The sequence below is a fragment of the Pseudofrankia coriaricola genome (assembly GCF_032027725.1).
In the GTDB taxonomy this organism is placed as follows: domain Bacteria; phylum Actinomycetota; class Actinomycetes; order Frankiales; family Frankiaceae; genus Pseudofrankia.
In genome coordinates, this window is the sequence record NZ_JASNFO010000077.1 from 1 (window position 1) to 22,026 (window position 22,026).

A 22,026-nucleotide genomic window follows, 5' to 3' on the forward strand; every position below is an offset into this window, starting at 1 on the left:
CTGATCACGGTGGCACAGAACACCCGGCTGATGGCGAGCCTGCGGGCGACCCAGCGCGGACTGCGCTACCAGGCACTGCACGACCCACTGACCGGCCTGGCCAACCGCGTCCTGTTCACGTCCGAGATCGACCAGGCCGTCGCCGCGCACCAGGCCGACGGCCGGCCGCTGGTGGTGCTGTTCTGCGACCTCGACGACTTCAAGGCGGTCAACGACACCCTGGGCCACGGCGCCGGCGACGAGCTGCTGCGCGCGGTCGCCGGGCGGCTGCGCGGCGCCGTCCGCCAGGAGGACCTCACCGCCCGCCTCGGTGGCGACGAGTTCGCCGTCCTGATGCATGACCCGTCCGACGATCCGCGCGCGACCGGCGAGAGCACCGCGTGGCGCATCCAGGAGGCGATGCGCCCGGGGTTCCAGGTGCACGGGCGGCGACGCGACGTCCAGGCCAGCATCGGCGTCGCCGTCGCCGAGGCCGGCTCCCCGGCCACCAGCACCGAGGAGCTGCTCCACCGCGCCGACCAGGCCATGTACGCCGCCAAGAACCGCCGCCGTCGCCGCGCCCGCCGGACCGTCCGCGAGCCACGCCGATCCGCTCACCGCTGAGGCCCTGCCCGCGGGCGCCCTCCCCGCGGCCCGCCGGAGTCGCCGTGAGCAGCCGCGCGGCGGGTGACGGCAACCGGTGACGGCAACGGGTGACAATGGAGGCGTGCCAGAGCCAGTCGAGGTCCGCCGCGCCGTGACGGCCGACGCGGCCGAGATGGCCGGACTCGCGGATCGGTCATACAGGCCGTACGTCGCCCGGATGGACGGGCGACGCCCGGGCCCGATGGACGCGGACTACGCCGCCACCATCGACGACGCCGAGGTCTGGGTCGTCGACGGGCCGGCGCACCGGCTGCGTGCCTTCCTGGTGCTGGTCCCCGGACCGGACGGCCTCCTGCTCGAGAACATCGCGGTCGACCCGGTGGCGCAGGGCCGGGGGCTGGGCGGCGCGCTACTGCGCCTCGCGGAGGAACAGGCGTTGGCGCACGCCCACACGTCGATCTGGCTCTACACCCACGTCTCCATGGTGGAGAACCAACGGATCTATGCCGCCCGCGGCTACGTGGAAACCCACCGTGCCACCGACAACGGCCTCGAGCGGATCTTCTACCGCAAGACCCTCGACTGAGCCAGGGGGCACTCGGCGCCCGACAGGTGTCGCGGTGGGGGGGGGGGGGGGGGGCGCCCCCCCCCCCGCGCCCCCCCCCCCGGGGGACGTGGCGGGGGGGCCCCCCCGCCCCCCCGCGGGGGGGGGGGGGGGGGGGCCGCCCCCCCCCCCCCCCCCCCGCGGCGCCTCAGACCCGGTAGAGCTTGGCGGCGTTCCCGCCCATGACCTTCCGCTGGGTCTCCGGGCGCAGGGTGGAGATCTTCTCGCTCACCATCCCGACGGGGTCCGGGTGCAGCGAGGTCGGGTGCGGGAAGTCGGTCTCGAACATGATGTTGTCCTCGCCGACCTGGTCGACCAGGTGCTGCAGGTCCCCGCGGCCGGTCTCGAACCAGAACGTGGCGTACCAGTTGCTCTGGAAGTACTCCGAAGGGCGCTTCTGGAGCTTCTTGGCCCACTTGGGCGCGTTCTCCAGCAGTTCGTAGTCCATCGCCTCGAGCATGAACGGCACCCAGCCGATGCCGCTCTCGACGGAGACCATCTTCAGGTCGGGATTGCGGTCGAACATCCCGGAGTAGCAGCTGTTGAGCAGCAGCTGGGAGTTGTTCTGGAACAGGGACGCGCCGCCGATCGCCGGCTTGACGTAGTCGTCCTGGCTGGGCCAGTACGTCGTGCCGAAATAGCTTAGCGACGTCTGGCTCGCGCCGATGTGGAAGTGCACTGGCAGGTTCAGACCGGCGCAGACGTCCCAGAGCGCGTCCCAGGCCGGGTCGCCGAGATCGGGCGAGCCCGAGTCCTGCGGGTGGGCCGTCATGTTGATGCCGCGAGCGCCCATCGCGGCACAGCGCTGCGCCTCGCGCACGCAGCCCTGGAGGTCCCAGGCAGGCATGATCGGCATCGGCAACAGCCGGTTGCCGGACTCCGCCTGAATCTCCTGCATCGCGTCGTTGTAGATCTCGACACAGAGCCGCAGGAGGTCCGTGTCCTGGACCGAGTTCCGCAGGTTCTGGCCGCCGAGGCCGATCGCGTTCGGGTAGAGGACCTGGGTGTCAATGCCCAGCTCGTCCATCAGGCGCAGGCGCTCCGTCGGGTCCCACGCCGCCGGGTGCACGTCCTCGATGCCCCACGGGCCGCCCTGGGAGTCCCGGTGCGGGTGCTTCTTCCCGTCATGGTCGATGGTGCCGCCCGAGCCGGCCCTGCCGAACGTCTTCCCTTCGATGACCCACATGTCGAGGCCGTCGATCCGCTCGACGTGGGGCATCCGGTCCTCGTAACCCTTTGGCGCCCGCTCAGTAAAAAGATCGTGACGCTCGGTCATGTGAGCGTCCGCGTCGATCACCCGCAGACCTTCAGCCAACCTGACCACTCTGGCCTCCTTGCGCCGTTCGACCACACCGTCCCGATGCCGAGCTGAGCGTACGCTCACTTCGCGGCGCCCGCAATCTCCAATTTTTTATTTTTGATTGACGCGTGCCAGCCGTGACGGTCACGATGGCGACGTGGCGGCCCAACCATTGTTGCGACGGGCGAAGACGAGCGCGGCGGTCGTCGAGTACGTCCAACGCGAGATCTTCGAAGGCCGCCTGCGCTGCGGCGACCGCGTCGACGTCGAGCGCATCAGCTCGGCGCTCGACGTGAGCCCCACCCCGGTCCGCGAGGCCCTCGTGCTGCTCGAACGGGATGGCCTGGTCTCGACCCGGGTGCACCGCGCGACCTTCGTGCAGCACTTCGACGCCCGCACGCTGCGGGCGGACTTCCACGTCCTCGGCCTGCTCGGCGGCGTCGCGGCCGCCCGCGCCGCGACGGACCGCGACCCGGAGGTCATCGCCCAGCTCCAGAGCCTCCTGGGGGAACTCGGGAGAAGCGGGACGGCCGTCGCCCGGCGCGCCGATCTCGCCACCGAGATCGTCCGCGTCCAGCACCGGGCTGGCGCCACGCCGCGCCTGCTCGCCGAGCTGCACGGGCTCGGCGGCTTCCTGGAGTGGGCGGCCCGCCAGAGCGACCGGCGAAGCCATGAGGACATCGTCGAGGCCCACGCGCGCGTCGTCGACGCGATCGTCGCCGGGGATCCGCGCCAGGCGTCGCAAGCCCGGTTGGCGGACGCCAGGGCCGTCGCCGAAGAAGTGATCAGTGAGCTGATCCAGCGCGGCGTGTTGCGTGCCGACGGCAGCAACGCCGCGGCGGGCGGCGGGGCCAGCCCGGCCCAGGCGGCTCGCCGGCAGGTCAGCAGCGTCGCCAACGCGTAGCCCGGCGCCACGCCGCCGCGGGTCGGCATGTCCGAGCCACGATCAGCGCCCGCGCCACGTCGTCACGATCCACGTGCGCCGTCAGGGCCCTGGCCGCGCCCTGGCCACGCGGCTCGCGCCCGATCCGCGCCGCTCGCGGGCGCGGCTCTCGTTGGCGCCGCGGGTGTCTATTCGAGGTAGTCGCGCAGCGCCTCGGAGCGGGCGGGATGGCGCAGCTTCGCCAGCGTCCGCTGCTCGATCTGGCGGATGCGTTCGCGGGTCAGCCCGAACTCGCGGCCGATCTCGTCCAGCGTGCGACTGCGGCCGTCCGCCAGGCCGAACCGCAGCTGGATCACTCGTCGTTCCCTGTCCGGCAGCGCGCGCAGGACGGCCCCCAGATGGTCCGCGCGGCCCGAGATCATGGCCGCCTCCATCGGCTCGACCGCCGCGGTGTCCTCGATCAGGTCGCCGAGGTGGGTATCGGCGTCCTCACCGACCGGGCTGTCGAGGGACACCGGCTCCCTGGAGATCCGGTGGAGTTCGTCGACCCTGGCGGCGGTGACGCCGAGGGCGACGGCGATCTCCTCCCGGGTCGGCTCGCGGCCGAACTCCACCAGCAGCTCCCGGCGCAGGCGCGCCACCTGGTTGAGCAGCTCGACGAGGTGCACGGGGAGGCGGATGGTCCGGGACTGGTCGGCGAGGGCCCGGGTGATCGCCTGCCGTATCCACCAGGTCGCGTATGTGGAGAACTTGTAGCCCTTGGTGTAGTCGAACTTCTCCACTGCCCGGATGAGGCCGAGATTGCCCTCCTGCACGACGTCGAGGAAGAGCATCCCCCGCCCGGCGTAGCGCCGCGCGATCGAGACGACCAGCCGCAGGTTGGCCTCGACGAGCTGCCGGCTGGCCTGCTGCCCGTCCCACTCGACGGCCTCGAGGTCCTGGCGTTGCCTCGCGGACATCTCATCGCCGCAGGTCGTGAGCTTGTGGCCGGCGAACACCCCGGCCTCGATCCGCTTCGCGAGGTCCACCTCGCCCTCCGCGGTCAGCAGCGGGGTCTTGCCGATGCTCGACAGGTACATCCGGACCGGGTCGTGCGCGGCTGACGGCGCGACCCGCGAGTCCGCCGCCCGTCGCCGGGCGGGCGACGCCGGCGCCTCGGCCGGGTCAGCATCGCCGGGGCGGGCGTCCTCCCGCTCCTCGTCATCCCCGCCATCGACGCCCAGGCGGTCCCCGGCGGCGGCGTCCGCGCCGAGACCGTTCTCACCCGGGTCTCCGGGGTCTCCCGGGTCTCCGGCGATAAGGACATCGCCTGGCTCTCCCACGATACGAACGTCGCCCGGCTCGCCGGCGATGCGGACAGGGATCGTGGCTGTCCGCGAACCCGTCGCGCTACCGGGCCGGGTCTTGCTGCCCATGGCTAGCTCCAGCCTGTCGGAGGTTCTGAGCGGTTGGAGTCACCAAAGTCATGGGTCATGACCCTGGGGGCGCCTCATGCCCGTCGGCGCATCGGCCGCGGCGGCTCGCGACTGGCGCCGACCAGAGGGTGTAGTTGGGTGCGCCGCCGCCCGACAACGGTCGTGTCGGGCGATGGAACGTGTCGGGCGACTTGCGTCAGGCTACGCCATCATGCAGCGGCGGCCGGGAGCCGCGACCAACCACCTCATGGTTCTCGCCGCCAGGTGAACCACTCTGGCGGCCCCGGTGACGCCCAATCGGCCACGGGCGCGCTCTCCGGCCTCACACCAGCCGCGCGACCCGCGTGACCCGCGCGAACTCGCGGTGCGGGGACCTGGACGCGGTGGGATCGTCGGCGCCGGTGGCGAGTAGGGTGGTGCCGTTGCCTGTTCTCCGCTGTGTGAGCGTCATGCATCGTCGAACGGAACGGCCGGATGCGGAGCGATCCGTGGCCGGCGCGAGACCGGGAGACGAGAGACGTCTACCGGGAAAGTAGCAAGGAGAACGCTCGTGGCTCAGGGCACCGTCAAGTGGTTCAACGCGGAGAAGGGTTTCGGGTTCATCTCCGTGGACGGTGGCGGTCCGGACGTGTTCGTCCACTTCTCGGCGATTGTGGCGGATGGCTACAAGTCGCTCGACGAGGGGCAGAACGTGCAGTTCGAGATCGTGCAGGGCCAGAAGGGCCCACAGGCCGAAAACGTCCAGCCCGTCTGACGACGCTTCGACCTCACACGGAACAGCGCGCGGCCATCGGCCGCGCGCTGTTCTGCGTCACGCCATACGGCATCCCCCGGCCCCGGGAGGGCACGGGCAACCATCACGGCGACGTGATGGCGGCGGCCGGGCGACAGGCTACTTCTCCTACTGCCGCGGTATCACCGCCGTCCTGCCGCGCAGACCCAGACGGAGCGCGCGGGGACCCAGCGCCTGTGCCCGTTCACCCAGTCCCAGTGGCCGGGGTCATGACGCCAGAAACAGGCGGCCGCGGCGTTGGTGACATGGCTCGGTGCCAGTACGGCCTCGGCCGGAGCCGCGGACAGAACCGAGCCCAGCACAGCCGCGGCGATCAGCAGGGAATATTTACGACCATTTCGGTACTCCATGCCCGCTCCCCCCGGCGCATTGCGCCGTCTCATTGAGGAAGTTCCGGATGGGTTATGGGCGAAAGATACCCACGATTACCCAGAGTCAACCAGGTCGGTGACGTACGGTAATACAAGTCAGAACCATCGGACGCGTTTTCCACCGGCCCGCCGCGCGGTGCGTCGGGGAACGGCTCCTCGACGCGGGCGTGTTGCCGGACGGTGATCCGCCTTACCGCTTGTTGAGCAGGCCGGCGTCGACGGGCACGACCGTGCCGGTCACGTAGCGCGCGTCGTCGGACACCAGCCAGGCGATGGCGTTGGAGATGTCGATCGGTTCCACCAGGTCGACGGGCATCGCGTTGGTCAGCGCGCCCGCGAGCGCCGGCGACCTCTCCAGGATGGCGGCCAGGTTCCCGTCGCCGGCCATCGGCGTGCGCACCGCCGTCGGGGCGACGCTGTTCACCCGGATGCTGTACTTCGCCAGGTAGTTGGCCCACGACCGCATCAGCCCGATGACGCCGTGCTTGGCGGCGGTGTAGCCCAGGAATCCCGCCACGGGGATGCCCACGCCGATCAGCCCGCCCGTGGAGCTGGTCAGCACGATCGACCCGCCCTGGTTCCGCTTGACCATCGGTGGGATCGCGACGCGGCCGGTGTTCCAGACGCCCGTGAGATTGACGGCGACGACGTCATCCCACTCCGCCTCCTCCGACGCGCTGCCGCCGCCAGCGCCAATGCCGGCGTTCGCCACCACGATGTCGACCGGCCCCAGCTCGGCCACGCCCTCGTCGTAGGCCTTCCGCAGCGAGGCCACATCGCGCACGTCGGCCTGCCGGGCGACGATACGCCGGCCGGTCGCCTCGACCTCCTTCACCGTCTGCGCGAGCTCCTCCGCCGTGCCCATCGGGTACGTCACCGTGGCGATCTGGGCGCAGATGTCCACCGCGATGATGTCGGCGCCCTCCTGCGCCAGCCGGATCGCGTGGCTGCGGCCCTGGCCGCGCGCGGCACCGGTGATGAACGCGACCTTGCCGTCCAGTTTTCCCATTACCCATCCTTAGCTCATGGTGCGGAGGTCAGGGCCGGGCATTCCGCGATGACAAGCGGGCGCCCACGCTAGCCGACGGTGATCGGCAACGTTTCCCAACCGCGCATCGTCGACGTCGACGACAGCGCGACGTTGTTCCAGTCGACATCCCACGTCGGGAAGCGCCTCACGAACTCCTCGAGCGCGATCCTGGCCTCGAGCCGGGCGAGTGAGGCTCCGAGGCAGTAGTGGGTGCCGAACCCGAAGGTGCGCAGGTTGCTGACCTTGCGGTGAATGTCGAACCGGTCGGGCTCCGGCCAGCAGTCCTCGTCGCGGTTCGCCGACGCGACGAGCAGCATCATGGCGCTGCCGGCGGGCACGGTCTGGCCGTGCAGCTCGACGTCAGCCGTGACGTACCGGGCGACGGCATGGCCGGTCGGCTCGAACCGCAGGGTCTCCTCGATCGTGTTCGGGACGAGCCCAGGATCGGCCACCAGCTCGGCGCGCTGGTCGGGGTACCGGTCGAGCAGCGCGGCCAGCCAGCCGATCAGCCGGGCCGTGGTCTCGTTGCCGGCGCCGGCCAGGACGGTGACGTAGGTCAGGATCTCCGCTCGGGTGAGCGTGCGGGTCGTGCCGGCGGTATCCACGAACTCGGCGCGCAGCAGCTCGGTCATCAGGTCGTCTGAGGGGTGCTCGGCGCGCCAGTCGATGTAGTCGGCGAACAGGTCGGTGTCCATCAGCGCCTTCTCGGACACCTTCATCTGCTGCCCCGGCTCGGTGCGCAGTTTCGCGTCCGCGCGCTCGCGGACCGCCAGCTGGTCCGATTCCGGGATGCCGAGCAGCATCCCGATCACGCGCATCGGCACCTCGTTCGCGAACTCCGCCATGACGTCGAAGCCGTCGGCGCCGTCGAGCCGGTCGAGACAGCGCGTGCAGAAGTCCCGGATCTCCACCTCGAGCGAGGCGACCCGCCGCGGCGTGAACACCCGCGCGAGAAGACCGCGGTGGATGTCGTGGGCCGGCGGGTCCTCCATCAGCAATGTGCCTGGCGGAATCCGGATGTTCGCCTTGATGACTTCCAGGATCGGGCCCCGGGCCGACGAGAAAGTCTTCCAGTCGATCAGGCCGCGGTTGATGTCCTCGTAGCGGCTGAGGGCGTAGAAGTCGTGCTTGTCGTTGTAGTAAAGGGGCGCCTCGGCGCGCAGCCGTTGGTAGACGGGATAGGGGTCCGCGGCGATATCACGGTCGAACGGATCCCAGTAGACCGCGCCGTCACGACTCACCTGGCGGGCCTCCTTCGATGGCCGCGGCACGGCGGCTGGCAACGCCCGGTCGAACGTGCCAAGTTTTAACAGCTGTTCTAGCTGGGCGAGTGCCCAGTGTCAACCAGTACCGCCCTCCAGGAATGCGTTCACGAACCTGGCCCACGGACCTGGCACACGATGCGATCACCCGATCGCCCGCCGGAGTCACGACCCACGGCGCCGGGTAGCCGTCGGTGACCCGGGCGGATCCCGCTCGGCCCAGGCCCAGGCCGTCCGGTCGCCTGTCAGGCCATCTGTTCCGGCGTGCTGGACCGTTCGACCATCCCGACGGCCGACTCGCCGTCCCAGGTGTAGCGGGCGAGCCCCTGGTGCAGCTGCATGCCGCCGCCGACCTCGGGAGGCATCACCATGAACGTCGAGACCAGCGTCTCACCGCCGATCTCGAACGTTCCCCTCGCGGTTTCCAGCACCACCGACACGTCCTCGCCCTTCGGCTCGATGGCGCGCAGCCAGGGCGCGCGCACGACGCGGGCCGGGACGAGCTCGCCGCCGTCGACCACATAGCCCTCGTTGTAGGTGGCCTTGCCGTCTGTGCGCGGCGGGTAGATCGTGAAGCCGAAGCCGCGGCCGCTGGGGAAGAGCGCCGCCTGCCACACGTGGCCCCAGAACTTCGCCAGCCGCCGGATACCCTGCCGCCGGATCCTGTCCGCGCCGCCGTCCAGCCGGTGCACGTCGTCGCCGATGGTGAGCGTGCCGCTGGCCCGGCACAGCTGCTCGAACCGCCAGGGGTAGCCCATCAGGTCGCCCTCCTCCTGCGTCGCCAGGATGCGTCGGGCCTCCTCGCTCGTCGAGCCGTTCTCCCACGGCGGCGCGGCGGGGTAGATGTCGATCTCGGCCCTGACGGGTACCTGCTCGCCGCCGTCCCGAGGCGTCCAGCCCTCGGCCTGTGCCTGGGAGGTGGTCGCGAGCGCCGTGCCGTCGAGCTTCAGGCGCAGGTGGCGGTACGGCTCCACCAGCTCGAACGACAGCGGCCCGGCGCCCAGGATGCGCGCCCGGCCGTCGGCCGCGATGGGGTCGTGCACCGGCCACGGGCCGAACATGCTGTACACCCGTCCGTCAGCGAACGCGATGTTGACCTGGATGTCGTGCGTGTCCCACTGGTCGGCCACGGCCTCGACGCCGATGCGCGGGATGCCGAACGTCCCGCTGTCATCCCAGATCCACGCGTTGACCGACTCCCGCGCCTCGGGGTTGTCGGGCTGCTTGGCGTAGACGAACTCCCACTCCTCGGCGAGTCCACCCGTCAGGTCGATGGCCACAGTGCTGTCTCCTCTGTTCGGCGGACGCGTTCGCGGCGGGGGCGTCCGGTCGCGGTCGGATCAAAACCTGCGCCAGGCGCCTCACGCGTCGTTGTCACCTGTGGCTGGGCGGGGCCAGGAGGCCCTCTTCGCGCGAGTGAGTCAGCTGTCGGCGCGGCGACCATGGCGCGATCATGCGGTGTGTGCGTCTTCCCGGGCGGTCCACCGGGCCGCCCTGCCGACGTAGTCGGCGAACAGCGGCCGTGCCTTCTCCAGGTCGAGGCCAAAGGCTTCCGCGTCCGGATGGACGTTCTGCTCGCGGTTCTCGGCGTTCTCACGCCACCAGCGCCGCATCCCGGCTTCGAACTCGGGCGTGACGGGCTCGCCGAGCCAGGTGTAGAGGCGGCGGACCTCGCCCACGGGGTCACGTTGTACGGCGCGGAAGTCCAGGTCAAAGAAGCGGTGGTCGTGGCCCGCGTCGCGGAACGCCAGCGCGCGGCGCATCCCGACCGACCAGTGCTCGACGTTGAGAGCCGCGAGGTAGGACCGGTCGACCTCGTCGCTGTACATGGAGACCATCACCGCGTAGACGTCGGCGACGGAGACGAGCACCTCGGTCGGGTCCCGGTGCGTCATCACGAAACGCGCGTCCGGGAACGCCTCGACCAGGTGGTCGAGGAAGATCAGGTGCGTCGGGCACTTCAGCCGCCATGGTCTGGGCTCCGTCCCCCACTGGAGAAGCTTCAGCACCCGGCGCTCGTAGAGGTAGGTCGGCGTCAGGTCCGCGTCGAGCAGCCAGGACGAGTAGGACGGGATGTACGCGAACGCCTGGAAGTAGTGCGACTTGAAGTCGAGGCCCATCAGGTCGTGGCACTCGTAGGGCCCAGTCGGTGACGACGGCACCAGCGCGGCCATCCGTGGCGCCATCTCGAGCGTCATCTTCGCCCTCGCCTCGGCCCGGGCGATACGGGGATCCGGGGCGGGCACCGTCGAGGGCGGCGGGCACGGCTCCTCTGCCTGCCACCGCATCAGCGAGCGTGCCAGCGGGTCCTCCCCGAGCAGCGCCGCGAGCGCCGTCGAACCCGTGCGGGGTAAACCCAGCCCGACAAGCGGTCCCTGGATAGCCTCGTCGTCGATCTCCGGATGGCGGCGGTACCAGTCCTCGACCTGCAGGCGGCTCTTCAGGAGCTGGACAATCAGGGCGCGGATGGATAACTCGCCGAGGGCGTTCAGGCTCGCTTCCGTGCGTAACGAGTCCACCAGCCGCTCGAGGCCTTCCCTGAACGTGTTCTCGCCGAAGTCGTCCAGGCCGGTTTCCTTACGTGCCGCCGCGAGCAGGTCGTCGACGTCAGTCATGATGGTCTCCCGTGTGGCTGGGTGTGCGCGTCCGGCACCGGGCAGGCGTTCTCGGCGTCGTGGGGGCGAAGACAGAGGCGAGGGTGGCGGCCGGTTCGGCCTCGGCAAGGGGAGAGGGACGCCCGGCCTGGCTCGGCCCGGAGCGTCGGTGCCACGTTCGCGGGAGCAGACTCCCACGACAATTCGCGGCAGTAGACTCCCGCTAATATGGGACCCGAGTCAAGCTCCGCGGACACGGCCACCGCGGGCCCGACCGCGCGGCGCGCCTATGACAGCCCGGTCAGGCGCCAGCGCTCCGCGGACACCCGGGAGCGGATCGTGTCCGTGGGCGCGGACCTCGCCCACACGTTCCGGACCTGGGACTGGCGGGAGCTGACGTTCCGGGCGGTCGCCGAAGGCGCGGGCGTCAGCGAGAGCACGGTCTACCGGCACTTCGCCAACGAACGCGAGCTGCACACCGCCGTCATGCAGCGCCTGCAGGAGCAAGCCGGCGTGACCTACCAGGGGATCGCTCTCGACGAAGTCGCCGACACCGCGGGCCGCGCGTTCGCGACACTGTCCTCGTTCGCGGCGTCGGGGTATACCACCGCGGTCTCCGACCCGACGATCACGTCCGCCGGCCAGGCGCGCCGCCGCGCCCTCCTCGACGCTGTGGAGGCGGCGACGCCGCACTGGTCGCCGGATGAGCGCGCGTCCACGGCCGCCGTGCTCGACGTGCTGTGGAACCCCGATTCCTACCAGCATCTGGTCGAGCACTGGCACATGGACCACGACCAGGCGAGCAACGCGATCCAGGGAGCCATCGAGGTAATTGTCGCGAGCATTCAGGACAGCGGGCCCGCGGACGGCTCCGGCGAATCCAGGGTGTCCGCGTAGCCCTGAAAGCGGAGCGGAAGAGGCGGTCGGTAGGCTGCCCGCACGATGGTGACGGAATCACATCGTTGGTCGCGAACCGACTTCTCCGACGCCCTTGACCTGGTCGGCCTCTCCTCGGGACAGGGGTGTACAGCCAGCCGAACTCGTCCCAGTACGTTGCCGTGCCGCGCCCGTTGGTCATGAGCGACGCAACGGCACAGTGACGCGGCTACCGGGACGTCGAGGAGCTTCTCACCGAGCGTGACATTGCGGTCGATCATGGCCGGGTACGCGCGGCGCGTATCACGGGCCGAAATCCCGAGTAGGGTCATACCGGTGATAAAAACGACCTTCTGCGCCCTTTTCGCATTTTTCATGCGTAGCTGAAGAATTTTTGGATGCGAGGCGGTTGAGCAGGGTGATCGACATGGCGACGCGGATCATAGAATGAAGGTCGCGATGCTGGCGCCGGTGGCGTGGCGCACCCCGCCTCGGCATTACGGCCCGTGGGAGCAGATCGCCAGCCACCTCGCGGAGGGCCTGGTGGCGCGCGGCGTCGACGTCACCCTGTTCGCGACGCTGGACTCGCGCACGGCCGGGAAGCTGGACGGCGTGTGCCCGCACGGGTACGCCGAGGACCCAGCGCTCGACGGCCGGGTGTGGGAGGCGTTGCACGTGGCCCACGCGCTGGCCCGCTCCGGCGAGTTCGACCTCGTGCACAACCATCTTGACTGGCTGCCGCTGGCGTTCGCGGCGCATGTCCGGGCACCGATGGTCACGACGGTCCACGGATTCTCCGACCCGCGGATCGTCCCCGCCTATGCGCGGGCGGCCTCCACCTACGTCTCCATCTCCGACGCCGATCGCAGCCCGGAACTGGACTATGCCGCGACGGTGTACCACGGCGTCGATCTGGCCGCCCTTCCGTTCTCGGTCGCTGGTGGGGAGGACCTGGTCGTCCTCGGCCGGATCCATCCCGACAAGGGCACCGCGGCGGCCGTCGAGATCGCCCGCCTGGCCGGCCGGCGGCTGGTGATCTGCGGGATCGTTCAGGACGAGCGTTACTTCGTCGAACAGGTGCGGCCCCACGTCGACGGGGACGCCGTGAGCTACCTCGGGCCGGTCGGGCCGTCCAGGCGAGCGGAGGTGCTCGGTTCCGCCGCGGCGCTGTTGCATCCCATCGCGTTCGACGAACCGTTCGGCCTGGCGGTCGTCGAGGCGATGGTGTGCGGCACGCCGGTTGTCGCCTACCGCCGTGGGGCCATGCCGGAGGTCGTGGACGAGGGAGTGACCGGGTTCCTGGTGGACGATCCGGCGGCGGCCGTTGCGGCGGTGGACCGCGCCGCGGATCTCGACCGCGCCGCGTGCCGGGCCACCGCGAGCCGGCGGTTCTCGATGGCTCGTATGGTCACCGACTATCTCGCCGTCTACGAACGCATCCTGCGCTGACCTGTCCGATGGTTCGGGCCCGTCAGGCCCGTCAGGCCCGTCAGCCCTGTTCGACGGGTCGGGCGGTTGCCCGGGTCATCCGCGCGAGCAGGGCGTCGACGGGCACGCTCGCCATCCCGACCCGGGAGTCACCGATCCCGTAGGGGAGCCACAGCCGCCCGTCATGGACCAGCCCGCCGCAGGAGTACACGACGTTGGGGACATAGCCGTCGGTCTCGGTCAGGGTCGGGGTGAGCAGCGGCTCGGGCAGCGTCGCGACCACGGTGGACGGGTCCGCCAGGTCGAGCAGGATCGCTCCCACTGTGTACGTGCGCATCGGCCCGACGCCGTGGGTGAGGACGAGCCAACCCGCTGACGTCTCGATGGGTGAGCCGCAGTTGCCGACCTGAATGAGTTCGAACGGCGCCCTCGGTTCATGGACCGATCGGGACGGTTCCCAGACCAGCCCGTCATCGGACGCCGTCAGACCGGTGGTCTCCCCGTCGGATCGGCAGAGCGCGAGGTGACGGCCGCCGACAAGCCGGGGGAACAGCGCCATCCCCTTGTTCCGGGCCGCCGGGCCGGCCAGCGGAGAGGACGTGAAGATCCGCAGGTCGGGGCTGGTGAGCAGTCTCGGCAGGATGTGGGTGCCGTCATAGGCCGTGTATGTCGCTCGGTAGTCGACGGTTCCGTCCGGTGCGGTGAAGCGGACGAACCGCGCGTCTTCCATTCCCTTGCTCTCGCTGGCGACAGTGGGCCACAGCACCCGTTGCGTGAGGGCGCTGTCCACCGGGAACTCGACTCCCCGCAGCGATCCGGCGACGGACCGGATCCCGGCCAGGATGCCGGCGGCCTGCGGACGGCGCAGGAGTTCCGCGGGCATGCTGGCGAAGGCCCTTTCGAGCCCATCGCCGGCCAAACTCCTGTCGAGGGCGTCGAGGACAGAGCGTGTGACCTCATCGTCGAGGCCATGGTCGGCGAGCAGGGAGCGCAGCCGGCCGCGCTCCCACGCGACCGGTACGACCATGCCGGTGGTGAGCGGACCGGTGCGTGACTCCAGCCGTACCGTCGGGCCTGGGCCCAGCATGCCGACGGCGAAGCCGATCGAGGACATGTGCCCCTCGCCGACGGCGCGCAGGCTGAGCACCAGGCGCAGTGCGCCGGGTGGCAGCCCCGACTGGTCGGGGTGCGCGACCGCCGATGGATTGGTGACGGCCGCGCCTTCCACCGCGTACTCGGCGGTGAAGCTCGCGCCGAGCAGCAGCGTGCGCGCCGGCGAGAGCTCGGCCGGCGCCCGGACGCGGGGAGCCACGATCGCCGCGTGCCGCGCCAGGGTGCCCCGGTAGTCCCGGTGACGGGGCTCGAACCGGTCGAGCAGGGCGTCGACGAGGCCGTCGACCTCGTCGTCGGTCAGGGCGAGTACCCGGTCCACGATGCCCGCGGCCCGGGAGTGCCCCTCGGCGCCCTCCTCGCCGGGGAGGAAGAGCTTCGCGATGACCCTGCCGGGATCCGCGGCCAGCGTGAGCGGAAGCCGGGTGACCAGGTCCAACTCAAGGGTCACGGTGTACTCGGCGACAGCAGCCGGCGGGCGTGCTGCTCCGTGGAGAGCAGGGCGAGCGCGGACTCCGCCCCCTGGTTGGCGTTGCGTCCCCCGGGTTCGAGGCCGTCGTGGCAACCGCCGGTCGTGGTGTCGACCAGCGGAGTGCTGGCGTCGTTCTCGCCGAGGAACCATCCGTGCGCCTGCCGGAGACCGGTGAGCCACCGGTGCTGGCTGGTCGCCGCGTGGGCCCGCGCGCAGGCGTCCGCGATGGCCGCCGCCTCGATGGGCTGCTGGTCGAAGCCAGGCCTGGGATCGCCCCGCGGACGCCGGCCGCCGACGGGGGTCGGTGACAGCGTTCCGCCCCGGGTCTCCACGTGGAGCAGCCAGGCCAGCAGCCGCAGGCCGTCCGCGCGCGCCGTCCGGTCGGACAGGCACATGCCGGCCAGGATCAGCGCCTCCGGCACCGCCGCGTTGGCGTAACGTAGCGTGGGCTCCGGCCAGGGCCATCCGGGATCGTCGCCGATCGGGCCGATCGCGGTGACGGCGTCGGCGAGCAGAGCACGAGCCGACCCGTCGTCCGGATGGGCGAGCAGCAGCTCGCCCGCTCCGAGGGCGGCGAACGTCATGGCTCGCGGCCAGGGGGAACGGCGGGTGGCGCTGGCATGGAACCCGGCCCGGGCCAGTGCCCGCAGCCGGTGGGTGGGCGCCAGGGCCGCCGCGGTGCCCAGCCCCCACAGGGCTCGGCCCCAGCAGTCGCCGAGTTCGGGGTCGTCCCGCCACCGGCCTTCGGTGTCGCGCCGGTTGACGACCCTCCCGTCCGGCGCCTGCGCCGCCAGAACAAAGTCGAGATAGAGCTGGAGCAGCCGGATGAGGTCCAGGGGTGGCGACGGCTCGCGGGAGAGGACGACCAGCCCGCGCGCGACGTCGTCCACGCAGTACCCGTACTCCCGACGCGGGACCGAGCCGAGAGCGTGCTCGAAAAGGCCGATGTCGTCGCTGAGTCGGAAGAGATGGGCAAACGAGATCGCGGATGTCACCGGGTCGCCGTCGCCGTCGCCGTCATGGGCGTGGGCACCGGCGCGGGCGCCCGCTGGGGCGCGGGTAGGGGTGCGACGCCGAGCCTGCTCCCGGTGCGGGCGGCCAGGCCGGCGGCCAGTCGGCGGTAGCTCCGCGCCACCGCGGGCCACAGCAGCTCGGGTGCGTGGGCGGAGGCTGCGCTCGTCAGCCCGCGGGCGACGCCGTCATCGGTGACGATGCTGCGCACCGCCGCCGCGATGGCCGCCACGTCACCGTGCGGCACGAGCAGGCCGGCGCCGTCGCCGAGCAGTTCGACCGCGTGCGGGAACCGGGTGGCGACGACCGGCCGCAGCGCCGCGACCGCCTCGATGAGGATGCCCGAGGTCACCTGGTCGACGGAGTCGTAGGGCAGCAGGACGACGTCGGCGCCGCTCACGAGCTCGGCGAGCGACCCGCTGTCGAGGTAGCGGGGGTCGAAGGTGACGGAATCGGCCACGCCGAGTCGACTGGCCAGCGCGGCCAGCCTGTCCCGGTACTCCTCGCCATCCCGGGCGAGGACCTTGGGATGGGTCTGCCCCGCGACGAGGTAGCGCACAGGCGGGTCGAGGTCCGTCAGTTCCGCCATCGCCGCGATGCCCCACTCGATGCCCTTGCCTGGTCCGAGCAGGCCCCAGGTGAGGATGGTCGGCCGGGCGGACCGCGCGGGCGCGGCCCGGCGGTTGTCCGCCGCGCCGTGCGGGATGACCGAGACCCGGTACGGGTGGACGCGGTACCCGTCGACCAGCCGGGCCCGCGCGGTCTCGGTCATCACGACAACCGCGTCCGCGGACGCGACCAGCGCCTCCATGACCTCGCGCTGGTGCTGGGACGGGCTCACGAGCACGGTGTGCAGGACGACCACCACCGGCACCTCGACATTGTCGAGTACCTCGATCACCTCGTCGCCGTCCGGGCCGCCGTAGACCCCGTACTCGTGCTGCACGACCGCGATGTCGAAACCGTTCAGGAGCCGCGCGGCGCGGCGCGGGCCACCCGGGGTCCCGGCCACCAGGTCCCCCACGACGGCCCCTGGTCGCGGGCCAGGCCCCGCTGGTGCCTCGAGCAGTCGTACCACCCCGCTGGCGGCGCCGGGCGCCGCGCTGGTCAGTTCGTCGAGAAGGGCCGCCGTGAAGGTGGCGAGGCCGCACTGCGTCGGGGAATAGGTGCTCAGAAAGCCGTAACGGAGGGGCACGAAGGCCCACCTTCCGGTAGTTGCCGACACCGAGTCGGCCGGCGGTCACGCGAGCGCTGTGCTCCGTGGATGCGCGACGCGGGGCTCGTGCCCGCGGGGAGGAGCGCCGGTCACCGGCGGGGCCCAGAAACGAAAACGATAGGTCACGTAGGCCTAGGCATCCGTCACACCAGCGGTTGGCACTCGACCTTACTGAGTGCTAACCCATTTGTAGCCCTCTCACACCTCAAAAGCAAACGCGGACCGGCCCCGGGTCTCGCCACGCCACGTCATTTGGTGCACCAGATCGCTACTTCCGCCGGCCCCCGAATGGGTGGTCCCAGCGCCGTCGGGTACCCACACGCGCGCCGTCGGATTCCATGACCGTCGTCGCCCGTAAGCACCCGCAAACGTGAGATTGCATACTATTACTTTCCGTCATTGTATGAGCGCGAATTAGGAATTCTTCTTCCGGGCGAGGCCGTACCACCCGCCGCCCGCTGGTCGCCGGTGGTCTCGACGGTCCGCCGATATGTTTGGTGCCGCGCCCGCTGTCATGATCGGCTGCGGCAGCCTGGACGTATCCGAGCAGCTGCCGGACGGGAGCGTCGCCATGGATTCGAGCGACTACTGACCCAGCTCAACGCCAGCATCCAACAGCGGCTACAGACCTGGCCCCCGACCCCGAGGACATCGTCCCGGCCGACCGCCGACATCCCGGGGGCGTCGAGGGATGTCGGGGGCTGGTCGCCACTGGTAGATCACCACCACCGTGTCGCCACCGTCGTGGATCCGGCCAAATCACGACAGCGACGACACGCCCACGGTGATCATGAACGATTCTGGGCGAAACCAGACCTTGCTGCCGCAGCGCTGGGTCCCGAACCACGTGGTCTGCGAGGCTAGTGGCTGTGGGACGGATTGGTGCGCTGGTGCGAGCCTGCCATCCGGAGCCGACCGCGGCGGTGACGCTGTTCGCCGCCGCGCTGGCGGTCGCCGTTGGACGGCCGGCGGCCGGGGTCGCCGCGGTTGCGGGGGCGGTCGTCACCGGGCAGCTGTCAGTGGGCTGGAGTAACGACCTCGTCGACCGTAGCCGGGACGCGATCGGCGGACGGGCCGAGAAACCCGTCGCCGCGGGCGACATCACGCCGAGAACCGTGGCGCTCGCGGCCGCCGTCGCGCTGGTCGCCTGCGTCCCGTTGTCGTTCGCCTCCGGTTGGCGGGCGGGATGGGTCCATCTGGGCGCGGTCGCGAGCGCGTGGGCGTACAACCTCGGCCTCAAGGCGACGCCGCTGTCCGTCGTGCCCTACGCGGTGTCGTTCGCGCTGCTGCCCACCTTCGTCGTTCTCGGGCAGCCGGGGCATCCGCTGCCGCCGTGGTGGCTGCCGCTGGCGGGCGCCCTGCTCGGGTGCGGAGCGCATTTCGCGAACACGCTGCCCGATCTCGCCACCGATGCCCAAACCGGCGTACGTGGGCTGCCGCAGCGCCTCGGGGCCGTCGGCGCGCGCTGGTCGGCCGTGCTGCTGCTCGTCGCGGGCTCCGTCGTCGCCCTGCTCGGCCCCGTCGGGCCCAGCGCCTGGCGCCTCGTCGTCCTCGGCATCGTGGCCGTGCTGACGGCGTTCGGTCTCCGGCTGGGCGACCGGCACGCGTTCCGCGCTGCGATGGCGATCGCCGCGATCGACGTCGCCCTGATCATCGCCAGCGGCACCCGGCTGCGCTGACGCGGCGTCCCGGCCTGCGCAAGATCGGTCGGGCGTGGACCGGCGCGCGACCGACAGACTGGCCTCATGCCGCAACCCGGACGTGACCGCCTGCGCGAGCTGCTCGACGCGGTGCTCGCCGGCGCCGACGAGGGCGTCCCGCGTTCCCTTGGCGAGATGGCCGGTGAGGCCTTCTCCTCGCCGTTCCACTTCAGCCGGCTGCTGTCACGCGGCGCGGGCGAGCCGCCGGTGGCGATGCGGCGTCGGGTGATGCTGGAGCGCGCCGCCTGGCAGCTGCGGCGGGGATCGACGGTCACCGACGCGGCCTGGGCCGCGGGTTACGACTCCGTCGACGGCTTCACCCGCGCCTTCACCCGCGCCTTCGGCCACCCGCCGAGCCTGCCCGCGCCCAGCCACTGGCTGCCCGCGCCGAACGGCATCCACTACCACCCACCGATGTCGCTGTGGGTGCACTCCACGGAGCACACGATGAACCCCCTCACCGAACAGCTGGTCAGCCACGACCTGGACGACACCCGGGCCCTCCTGGAAATCGCCAAGGGGCTGCCCGACGCCGAGCTCCGCGCCGAGCGGCTTCCCTTCCCGACCGTGACGTCCTGGGAGGGCCCCGAGAGGTCGATCGCCGCGGTGCTGGAGCACCACATCTGGACGAAGGAGGTCTGGCTGGCGGCGGTCGAGGGCCTCGACCTGCCGCCGCGGGACGAGAACGACGGCGTCGCGCGACTGCTGGAACGCCACGACGCCACCGCCGGCCGGTGGCTGGCGGTGGTGCGCGACATCGAGGCCCGCGGGGCGTGGGACGACCGGCTCGTCGACGCGCTGTGCGACCCGCCGGAGAGCTTCGTCCTGAGCGGCGTCGTCGCGCACGTCCTCACCTACGCGGCGCACCGCCGCCAGCTGGTGCGCCACCTGCTGCGCGCCGCGGGACGCGAGGTCGACGACGGCGACCCGATCATGTGGCTGCGCGCCGTGCGCGGCGAGGCCGCCAACGGGCCGGCCGGCCAGCCGAACGACGGGCCGGCTGACGGCACGGGCGACGGCACGGGCGACGGCAGCGGCGACAACGCGGGCGAAGCGACCGACAACTACACGGCAACCGGGACGGAAGGGAACGACCGATGAGTCGCACGACCTACTACACCGCGACCACCCTCGACGGCTTCATCGCCGACGAGCACCACTCGCTGGACTGGCTGGTCACCCAGGACATCGACCCGGCCGGCCCCATGAACCACAACGAGTTCATCGAGCACGTCGGCGCGCTCGTGATGGGATCGTCGACCTACCAGTGGCTCCTCGACAACCACATCTCCACCGGCGGCACCTGGGACTACCAGCAGCCGACGTGGGTGCTGACCAGCCGCGACCTCAAGCCGGTCGACGCGGCCGACATCCGGTTCGCCCGGGGCGACATCCGGCCGGTGCACGCCGCCGCTGTGGCGGCCGCCGGGACGAAGGACGTCTGGGTGGTCGGCGGCGGCGACCTCGCCGGCCAGTTCGCCGACCACGGCCTCCTCGACGAGCTGATCGTTTCCCTCGCCCCGGTGACCCTCGGCGCGGGCAAGCCGCTGCTCCCCCGCCGGCTCGACCTGCGCCTCGTCGAGGTCACCCGCAACCGGGCCTTCGCCTGCGCCCGCTACGACGTCGTCGGGCTTCGCGCCTGACCGGTTGGCGGGCGCTGTCCCGCCAGGTGCCGTCCAGCCGGGCCAACACGACTTGTCGCGAGCAAAGGCCGCGGCTCGGGACGGCCGTCTGGGCGGCCGCGGCTACGACGGCTTGCACTGCGGGGTCGCCTCCGCCTTCGGCAGCACGAGATTTGTGGCGATCGCCGACAGCGACAGACCCGACGCGTCGGTCGACGCCTTGGTGATGTCCAGCTGGAAGGGCAGCTCGCCGACCGGGATCGGGATCGACGGGATCAGCTCGCCGAGACCGCCCAGCGGAATGTCGAGGTTGAGCAGCCCGCGCAGGGTGATCTCGGTGGGAACCAGGATGAGCTTGTTGTCGCGGACCTCGAACGTGGTGATCCCGCCGACCTGCTGGGCTCCGAGCAGCGGCACGTCCGCGGTGCCGGTGATCTCGACGCGCCGCCCGTTGTCCTTGGGGTTGATCCGGAGCCCGCCCGGCTGGCTGGCCAGGAAGGTGTTCAGGTCGTCGTAGCGGACCCGGACCGTCGCCTGCGCGCTGTCGACACGCACCTCACCGACGTTGTTGCTGATGATCTGGCTGAGCGGGACGTGGATGCCCTTGAGGTTCGCCTGGATCGAAGCGATCCGCAGCTGCGGGGTGGAGAGGTCCTCGACGGTCACGCCGATGTTCTGGAACTTCCCGAACAGCACCTGGGTGAGGAACGGGAAGCCGCCGATGCTCACGCCCTTCACCGTCGGCGGTGGGGCGCCGCAGGCCACGTTCTCAACCACACTCGTCTTGAGCTGCTTGGCCATCTCCCCTTCGGCGACCGAGACCGTGACCCGGTCGACCACCACGAACAGCAGGATCAGCACCAGCGGGAGCGCGGTGAGTATGAGGACGCGACGCCGGGGCGGGCGCCACCGCGTCGGCGGCTCCACGCCGACCCCGGACCCGGCCCCTTCTCCTGCCCCGGAAGCGTCTTCCGGCGGCCGGCCGTCGCCCGCGCCGGGCGGTGTGGCGTCGAAGCCGCCATGCGCCGCGGCCGGGTACATCACCTCGTAACCGCTGTCCTGGTAGCCGCTGTCCTGCCCGGTTGGCCGGGCCCATCCCCGGGTCTCGTCCCATGGTTCGGCGGCGGCCGTCGGCGCGGCCCACCCCGGGCGGTAGGAGCTGGCGGGCGGCGGCGGCTCGGTCGGGCCGAACGTGCCAGGTGGCTGCGCCGGCGCGGGCGTCGAGCGGGGCGGAATGGTCCGGCGAGGGATGTTCTGGGTCGCGGATCCATCGGCGTCGGAGGTCTCCGGCCATCCCTGAGAGGCTCCGGGTCGCGGGACACGGGTGACGTCTCCGGGCTCCCGCCCGTCCTCGCCACGTTCCTGGTTCACCGAATCTTCTCCCGCTCCCGCACGCCAGAATCCCTGGCGTCGCGCCAGCCGCCTCACGGCGGGCCGTGCCCGTCCGTCCCCCACGTCGCTGTCCGTGGCGGACGCCGTCCCCTGGCTCCCAGCTGGTTTCGCCAGCCCCAGCGACCACTCTCGCACCCGGCCGTCGTGTCGGCTCCGAAGCGTCGCGCTTCGTACTACGCCCGAGGCGGATGCGCGTCCTCAGCCTGGTCCGGGAGGGGCCGGTCCGGGCTCAGGCGAGCCTCCGTGTCGAGCTCGATCTGGTCCGGATCCGGGTCCGCGTTGGTCAGCGGGTGTCCGGGCAGCGGGTTTCTCGCGGTGAGCTTCAGCGCTGTGCTCGGCGCCACTGTGGTCACCACCACCAA

At 71.2% G+C, this 22,026-nt stretch carries 22 protein-coding genes; 9 read left to right on the forward strand and 13 right to left on the reverse strand.

Going from position 1 to position 22,026, the window contains the following annotated elements; translation table 11 throughout:
• Both QOZ89_RS33955 and QOZ89_RS33960 read left to right on the forward strand, forming a co-directional pair.
• On the forward strand, positions 1-603 hold a 603-nt coding region (locus QOZ89_RS33955; RefSeq protein WP_312627859.1), incomplete at its 5' end, for a diguanylate cyclase domain-containing protein.
• A 103-nt stretch (positions 604-706) separates the two neighbouring features.
• On the forward strand, positions 707-1,171 hold the full coding sequence (locus QOZ89_RS33960; RefSeq protein ID WP_071051953.1) for a GNAT family N-acetyltransferase: 465 nt from the start codon (positions 707-709) through the stop codon (positions 1,169-1,171).
• Between the two features lie 166 nt (positions 1,172-1,337).
• Here QOZ89_RS33960 and QOZ89_RS33965 read toward each other — a convergent pair whose 3' ends face one another.
• On the reverse strand, positions 1,338-2,513 hold the full coding sequence (locus tag QOZ89_RS33965; protein WP_071051952.1) for an amidohydrolase family protein: 1,176 nt from the start codon (positions 2,511-2,513) through the stop codon (positions 1,338-1,340).
• Between the two features lie 133 nt (positions 2,514-2,646).
• Between QOZ89_RS33965 and QOZ89_RS33970 the strand changes: the two genes are divergently transcribed.
• Complete coding sequence (locus QOZ89_RS33970; protein WP_071051951.1) at positions 2,647-3,393, forward strand: GntR family transcriptional regulator; 747 nt, start codon at positions 2,647-2,649, stop codon at positions 3,391-3,393.
• Positions 3,394-3,560: 167 nt separating this feature from the next.
• Here QOZ89_RS33970 and QOZ89_RS33975 read toward each other — a convergent pair whose 3' ends face one another.
• Together QOZ89_RS33975 and QOZ89_RS33980 are read right to left on the reverse strand one after the other, a co-directional pair.
• Positions 3,561-4,787, reverse strand: a complete 1,227-nt coding sequence (locus tag QOZ89_RS33975) for an RNA polymerase sigma factor (RefSeq protein WP_071051950.1) — start codon at positions 4,785-4,787, stop codon at positions 3,561-3,563.
• A gap of 322 nt (positions 4,788-5,109) precedes the next feature.
• Complete coding sequence (locus QOZ89_RS33980; RefSeq protein WP_312627860.1) at positions 5,110-5,238, reverse strand: hypothetical protein; 129 nt, start codon at positions 5,236-5,238, stop codon at positions 5,110-5,112.
• A gap of 99 nt (positions 5,239-5,337) precedes the next feature.
• Here QOZ89_RS33980 and QOZ89_RS33985 point away from each other — a divergent pair, with 99 nt between their 5' ends.
• Positions 5,338-5,541: a cold-shock protein gene (locus tag QOZ89_RS33985; protein WP_071051949.1), complete on the forward strand. Its 204-nt coding sequence runs from the start codon at positions 5,338-5,340 to the stop codon at positions 5,539-5,541.
• A gap of 161 nt (positions 5,542-5,702) precedes the next feature.
• On the opposite strand, the gene QOZ89_RS33990 is transcribed toward QOZ89_RS33985, so the two are convergent.
• From QOZ89_RS33990 to QOZ89_RS34010, 5 genes are all read right to left on the reverse strand, one after another.
• Positions 5,703-5,930, reverse strand: coding sequence for a hypothetical protein (locus QOZ89_RS33990; RefSeq protein WP_083419467.1), 228 nt, complete (start codon positions 5,928-5,930; stop codon positions 5,703-5,705).
• 211 nt (positions 5,931-6,141) lie between these two features.
• Complete coding sequence (locus QOZ89_RS33995; RefSeq protein WP_071051948.1) at positions 6,142-6,960, reverse strand: mycofactocin-coupled SDR family oxidoreductase; 819 nt, start codon at positions 6,958-6,960, stop codon at positions 6,142-6,144.
• A gap of 68 nt (positions 6,961-7,028) precedes the next feature.
• Entirely contained in the window at positions 7,029-8,222 is a 1,194-nt protein-coding gene (locus QOZ89_RS34000) for a cytochrome P450 (RefSeq protein WP_071051947.1), read from the reverse strand.
• 266 nt (positions 8,223-8,488) lie between these two features.
• Positions 8,489-9,523 carry a DUF7064 domain-containing protein gene (locus tag QOZ89_RS34005; RefSeq protein ID WP_312627865.1) on the reverse strand — a complete coding sequence of 345 codons (1,035 nt, stop codon included), beginning with the start codon at positions 9,521-9,523 and terminating at the stop codon, positions 8,489-8,491.
• 171 nt (positions 9,524-9,694) lie between these two features.
• Positions 9,695-10,858 (reverse strand): sulfotransferase family protein, encoded by a 1,164-nt coding sequence (locus tag QOZ89_RS34010; RefSeq protein WP_312627867.1) that lies wholly within the window; start codon positions 10,856-10,858, stop codon positions 9,695-9,697.
• 207 nt (positions 10,859-11,065) lie between these two features.
• Here QOZ89_RS34010 and QOZ89_RS34015 point away from each other — a divergent pair, with 207 nt between their 5' ends.
• Positions 11,066-11,734 carry a TetR/AcrR family transcriptional regulator gene (locus tag QOZ89_RS34015; RefSeq protein ID WP_312627871.1) on the forward strand — a complete coding sequence of 223 codons (669 nt, stop codon included), beginning with the start codon at positions 11,066-11,068 and terminating at the stop codon, positions 11,732-11,734.
• A 426-nt stretch (positions 11,735-12,160) separates the two neighbouring features.
• On the forward strand, positions 12,161-13,162 hold the full coding sequence (locus QOZ89_RS34020) for a glycosyltransferase family 4 protein (protein ID WP_312627873.1): 1,002 nt from the start codon (positions 12,161-12,163) through the stop codon (positions 13,160-13,162).
• A gap of 40 nt (positions 13,163-13,202) precedes the next feature.
• Here the strand turns inward: QOZ89_RS34020 and QOZ89_RS34025 are convergent, their stop codons facing one another.
• Genes QOZ89_RS34025 through QOZ89_RS34035 form a run of 3 tightly spaced genes read right to left on the reverse strand, consistent with a single transcriptional unit; the run spans position 13,203 to position 16,929 of the window.
• Positions 13,203-14,702 carry a glycoside hydrolase family 130 protein gene (locus QOZ89_RS34025; protein WP_312627876.1) on the reverse strand — a complete coding sequence of 500 codons (1,500 nt, stop codon included), beginning with the start codon at positions 14,700-14,702 and terminating at the stop codon, positions 13,203-13,205.
• Positions 14,699-15,718: a glycosyltransferase gene (locus QOZ89_RS34030; RefSeq protein ID WP_312627878.1), complete on the reverse strand. Its 1,020-nt coding sequence runs from the start codon at positions 15,716-15,718 to the stop codon at positions 14,699-14,701. The genes QOZ89_RS34025 and QOZ89_RS34030 overlap by 4 nt, the downstream gene beginning before the upstream one ends.
• The gene (locus QOZ89_RS34035) at positions 15,715-16,929 is read right to left on the reverse strand and encodes a glycosyltransferase (protein ID WP_071051941.1); all 1,215 of its coding nucleotides are present in this window, start codon (positions 16,927-16,929) and stop codon (positions 15,715-15,717) included. Before QOZ89_RS34035 ends, QOZ89_RS34030 begins: the two co-directional genes overlap by 4 nt.
• A gap of 890 nt (positions 16,930-17,819) precedes the next feature.
• Here QOZ89_RS34035 and QOZ89_RS34040 point away from each other — a divergent pair.
• The 3 genes from QOZ89_RS34040 to QOZ89_RS34050 all read left to right on the forward strand — a co-directional run bounded on the left by QOZ89_RS34040 (position 17,820) and on the right by QOZ89_RS34050 (position 20,293).
• Entirely contained in the window at positions 17,820-18,629 is an 810-nt protein-coding gene (locus QOZ89_RS34040) for a UbiA family prenyltransferase (protein WP_312627880.1), read from the forward strand.
• A gap of 66 nt (positions 18,630-18,695) precedes the next feature.
• Positions 18,696-19,751 carry a helix-turn-helix domain-containing protein gene (locus tag QOZ89_RS34045; protein ID WP_312627882.1) on the forward strand — a complete coding sequence of 352 codons (1,056 nt, stop codon included), beginning with the start codon at positions 18,696-18,698 and terminating at the stop codon, positions 19,749-19,751.
• Positions 19,748-20,293 (forward strand): dihydrofolate reductase family protein, encoded by a 546-nt coding sequence (locus tag QOZ89_RS34050; RefSeq protein ID WP_071051939.1) that lies wholly within the window; start codon positions 19,748-19,750, stop codon positions 20,291-20,293. Before QOZ89_RS34045 ends, QOZ89_RS34050 begins: the two co-directional genes overlap by 4 nt.
• A gap of 102 nt (positions 20,294-20,395) precedes the next feature.
• Here the strand turns inward: QOZ89_RS34050 and QOZ89_RS34055 are convergent, their stop codons facing one another.
• Both QOZ89_RS34055 and QOZ89_RS34060 read right to left on the reverse strand, forming a co-directional pair.
• A complete protein-coding gene (locus QOZ89_RS34055; protein ID WP_312627884.1) occupies positions 20,396-21,643 on the reverse strand; it encodes an LmeA family phospholipid-binding protein in 1,248 nt (415 codons plus the stop codon).
• Positions 21,644-21,837: 194 nt separating this feature from the next.
• Positions 21,838-22,008, reverse strand: a complete 171-nt coding sequence (locus QOZ89_RS34060) for a hypothetical protein (RefSeq protein ID WP_312627886.1) — start codon at positions 22,006-22,008, stop codon at positions 21,838-21,840.
• Positions 22,009-22,026: the final 18 nt, after the last annotated feature.

Coding starts and splice junctions, on each gene's coding strand:
- QOZ89_RS33975 (WP_071051950.1), bottom strand. CDS start 4,787: ATGGGCAGCAAGACCCGGCCCGGTAGCGCGACGGGTTCGCGGACAGCC.
- QOZ89_RS33980 (WP_312627860.1), bottom strand. CDS start 5,238: ATGACGCTCACACAGCGGAGAACAGGCAACGGCACCACCCTACTCGCC.
- QOZ89_RS33990 (WP_083419467.1), bottom strand. CDS start 5,930: ATGGAGTACCGAAATGGTCGTAAATATTCCCTGCTGATCGCCGCGGCT.
- QOZ89_RS33995 (WP_071051948.1), bottom strand. CDS start 6,960: ATGGGAAAACTGGACGGCAAGGTCGCGTTCATCACCGGTGCCGCGCGC.
- QOZ89_RS34010 (WP_312627867.1), bottom strand. CDS start 10,858: ATGACTGACGTCGACGACCTGCTCGCGGCGGCACGTAAGGAAACCGGC.
- QOZ89_RS34015 (WP_312627871.1), top strand. CDS start 11,066: ATGGGACCCGAGTCAAGCTCCGCGGACACGGCCACCGCGGGCCCGACC.
- QOZ89_RS34020 (WP_312627873.1), top strand. CDS start 12,161: ATGAAGGTCGCGATGCTGGCGCCGGTGGCGTGGCGCACCCCGCCTCGG.
- QOZ89_RS34045 (WP_312627882.1), top strand. CDS start 18,696: ATGCCGCAACCCGGACGTGACCGCCTGCGCGAGCTGCTCGACGCGGTG.
- QOZ89_RS34050 (WP_071051939.1), top strand. CDS start 19,748: ATGAGTCGCACGACCTACTACACCGCGACCACCCTCGACGGCTTCATC.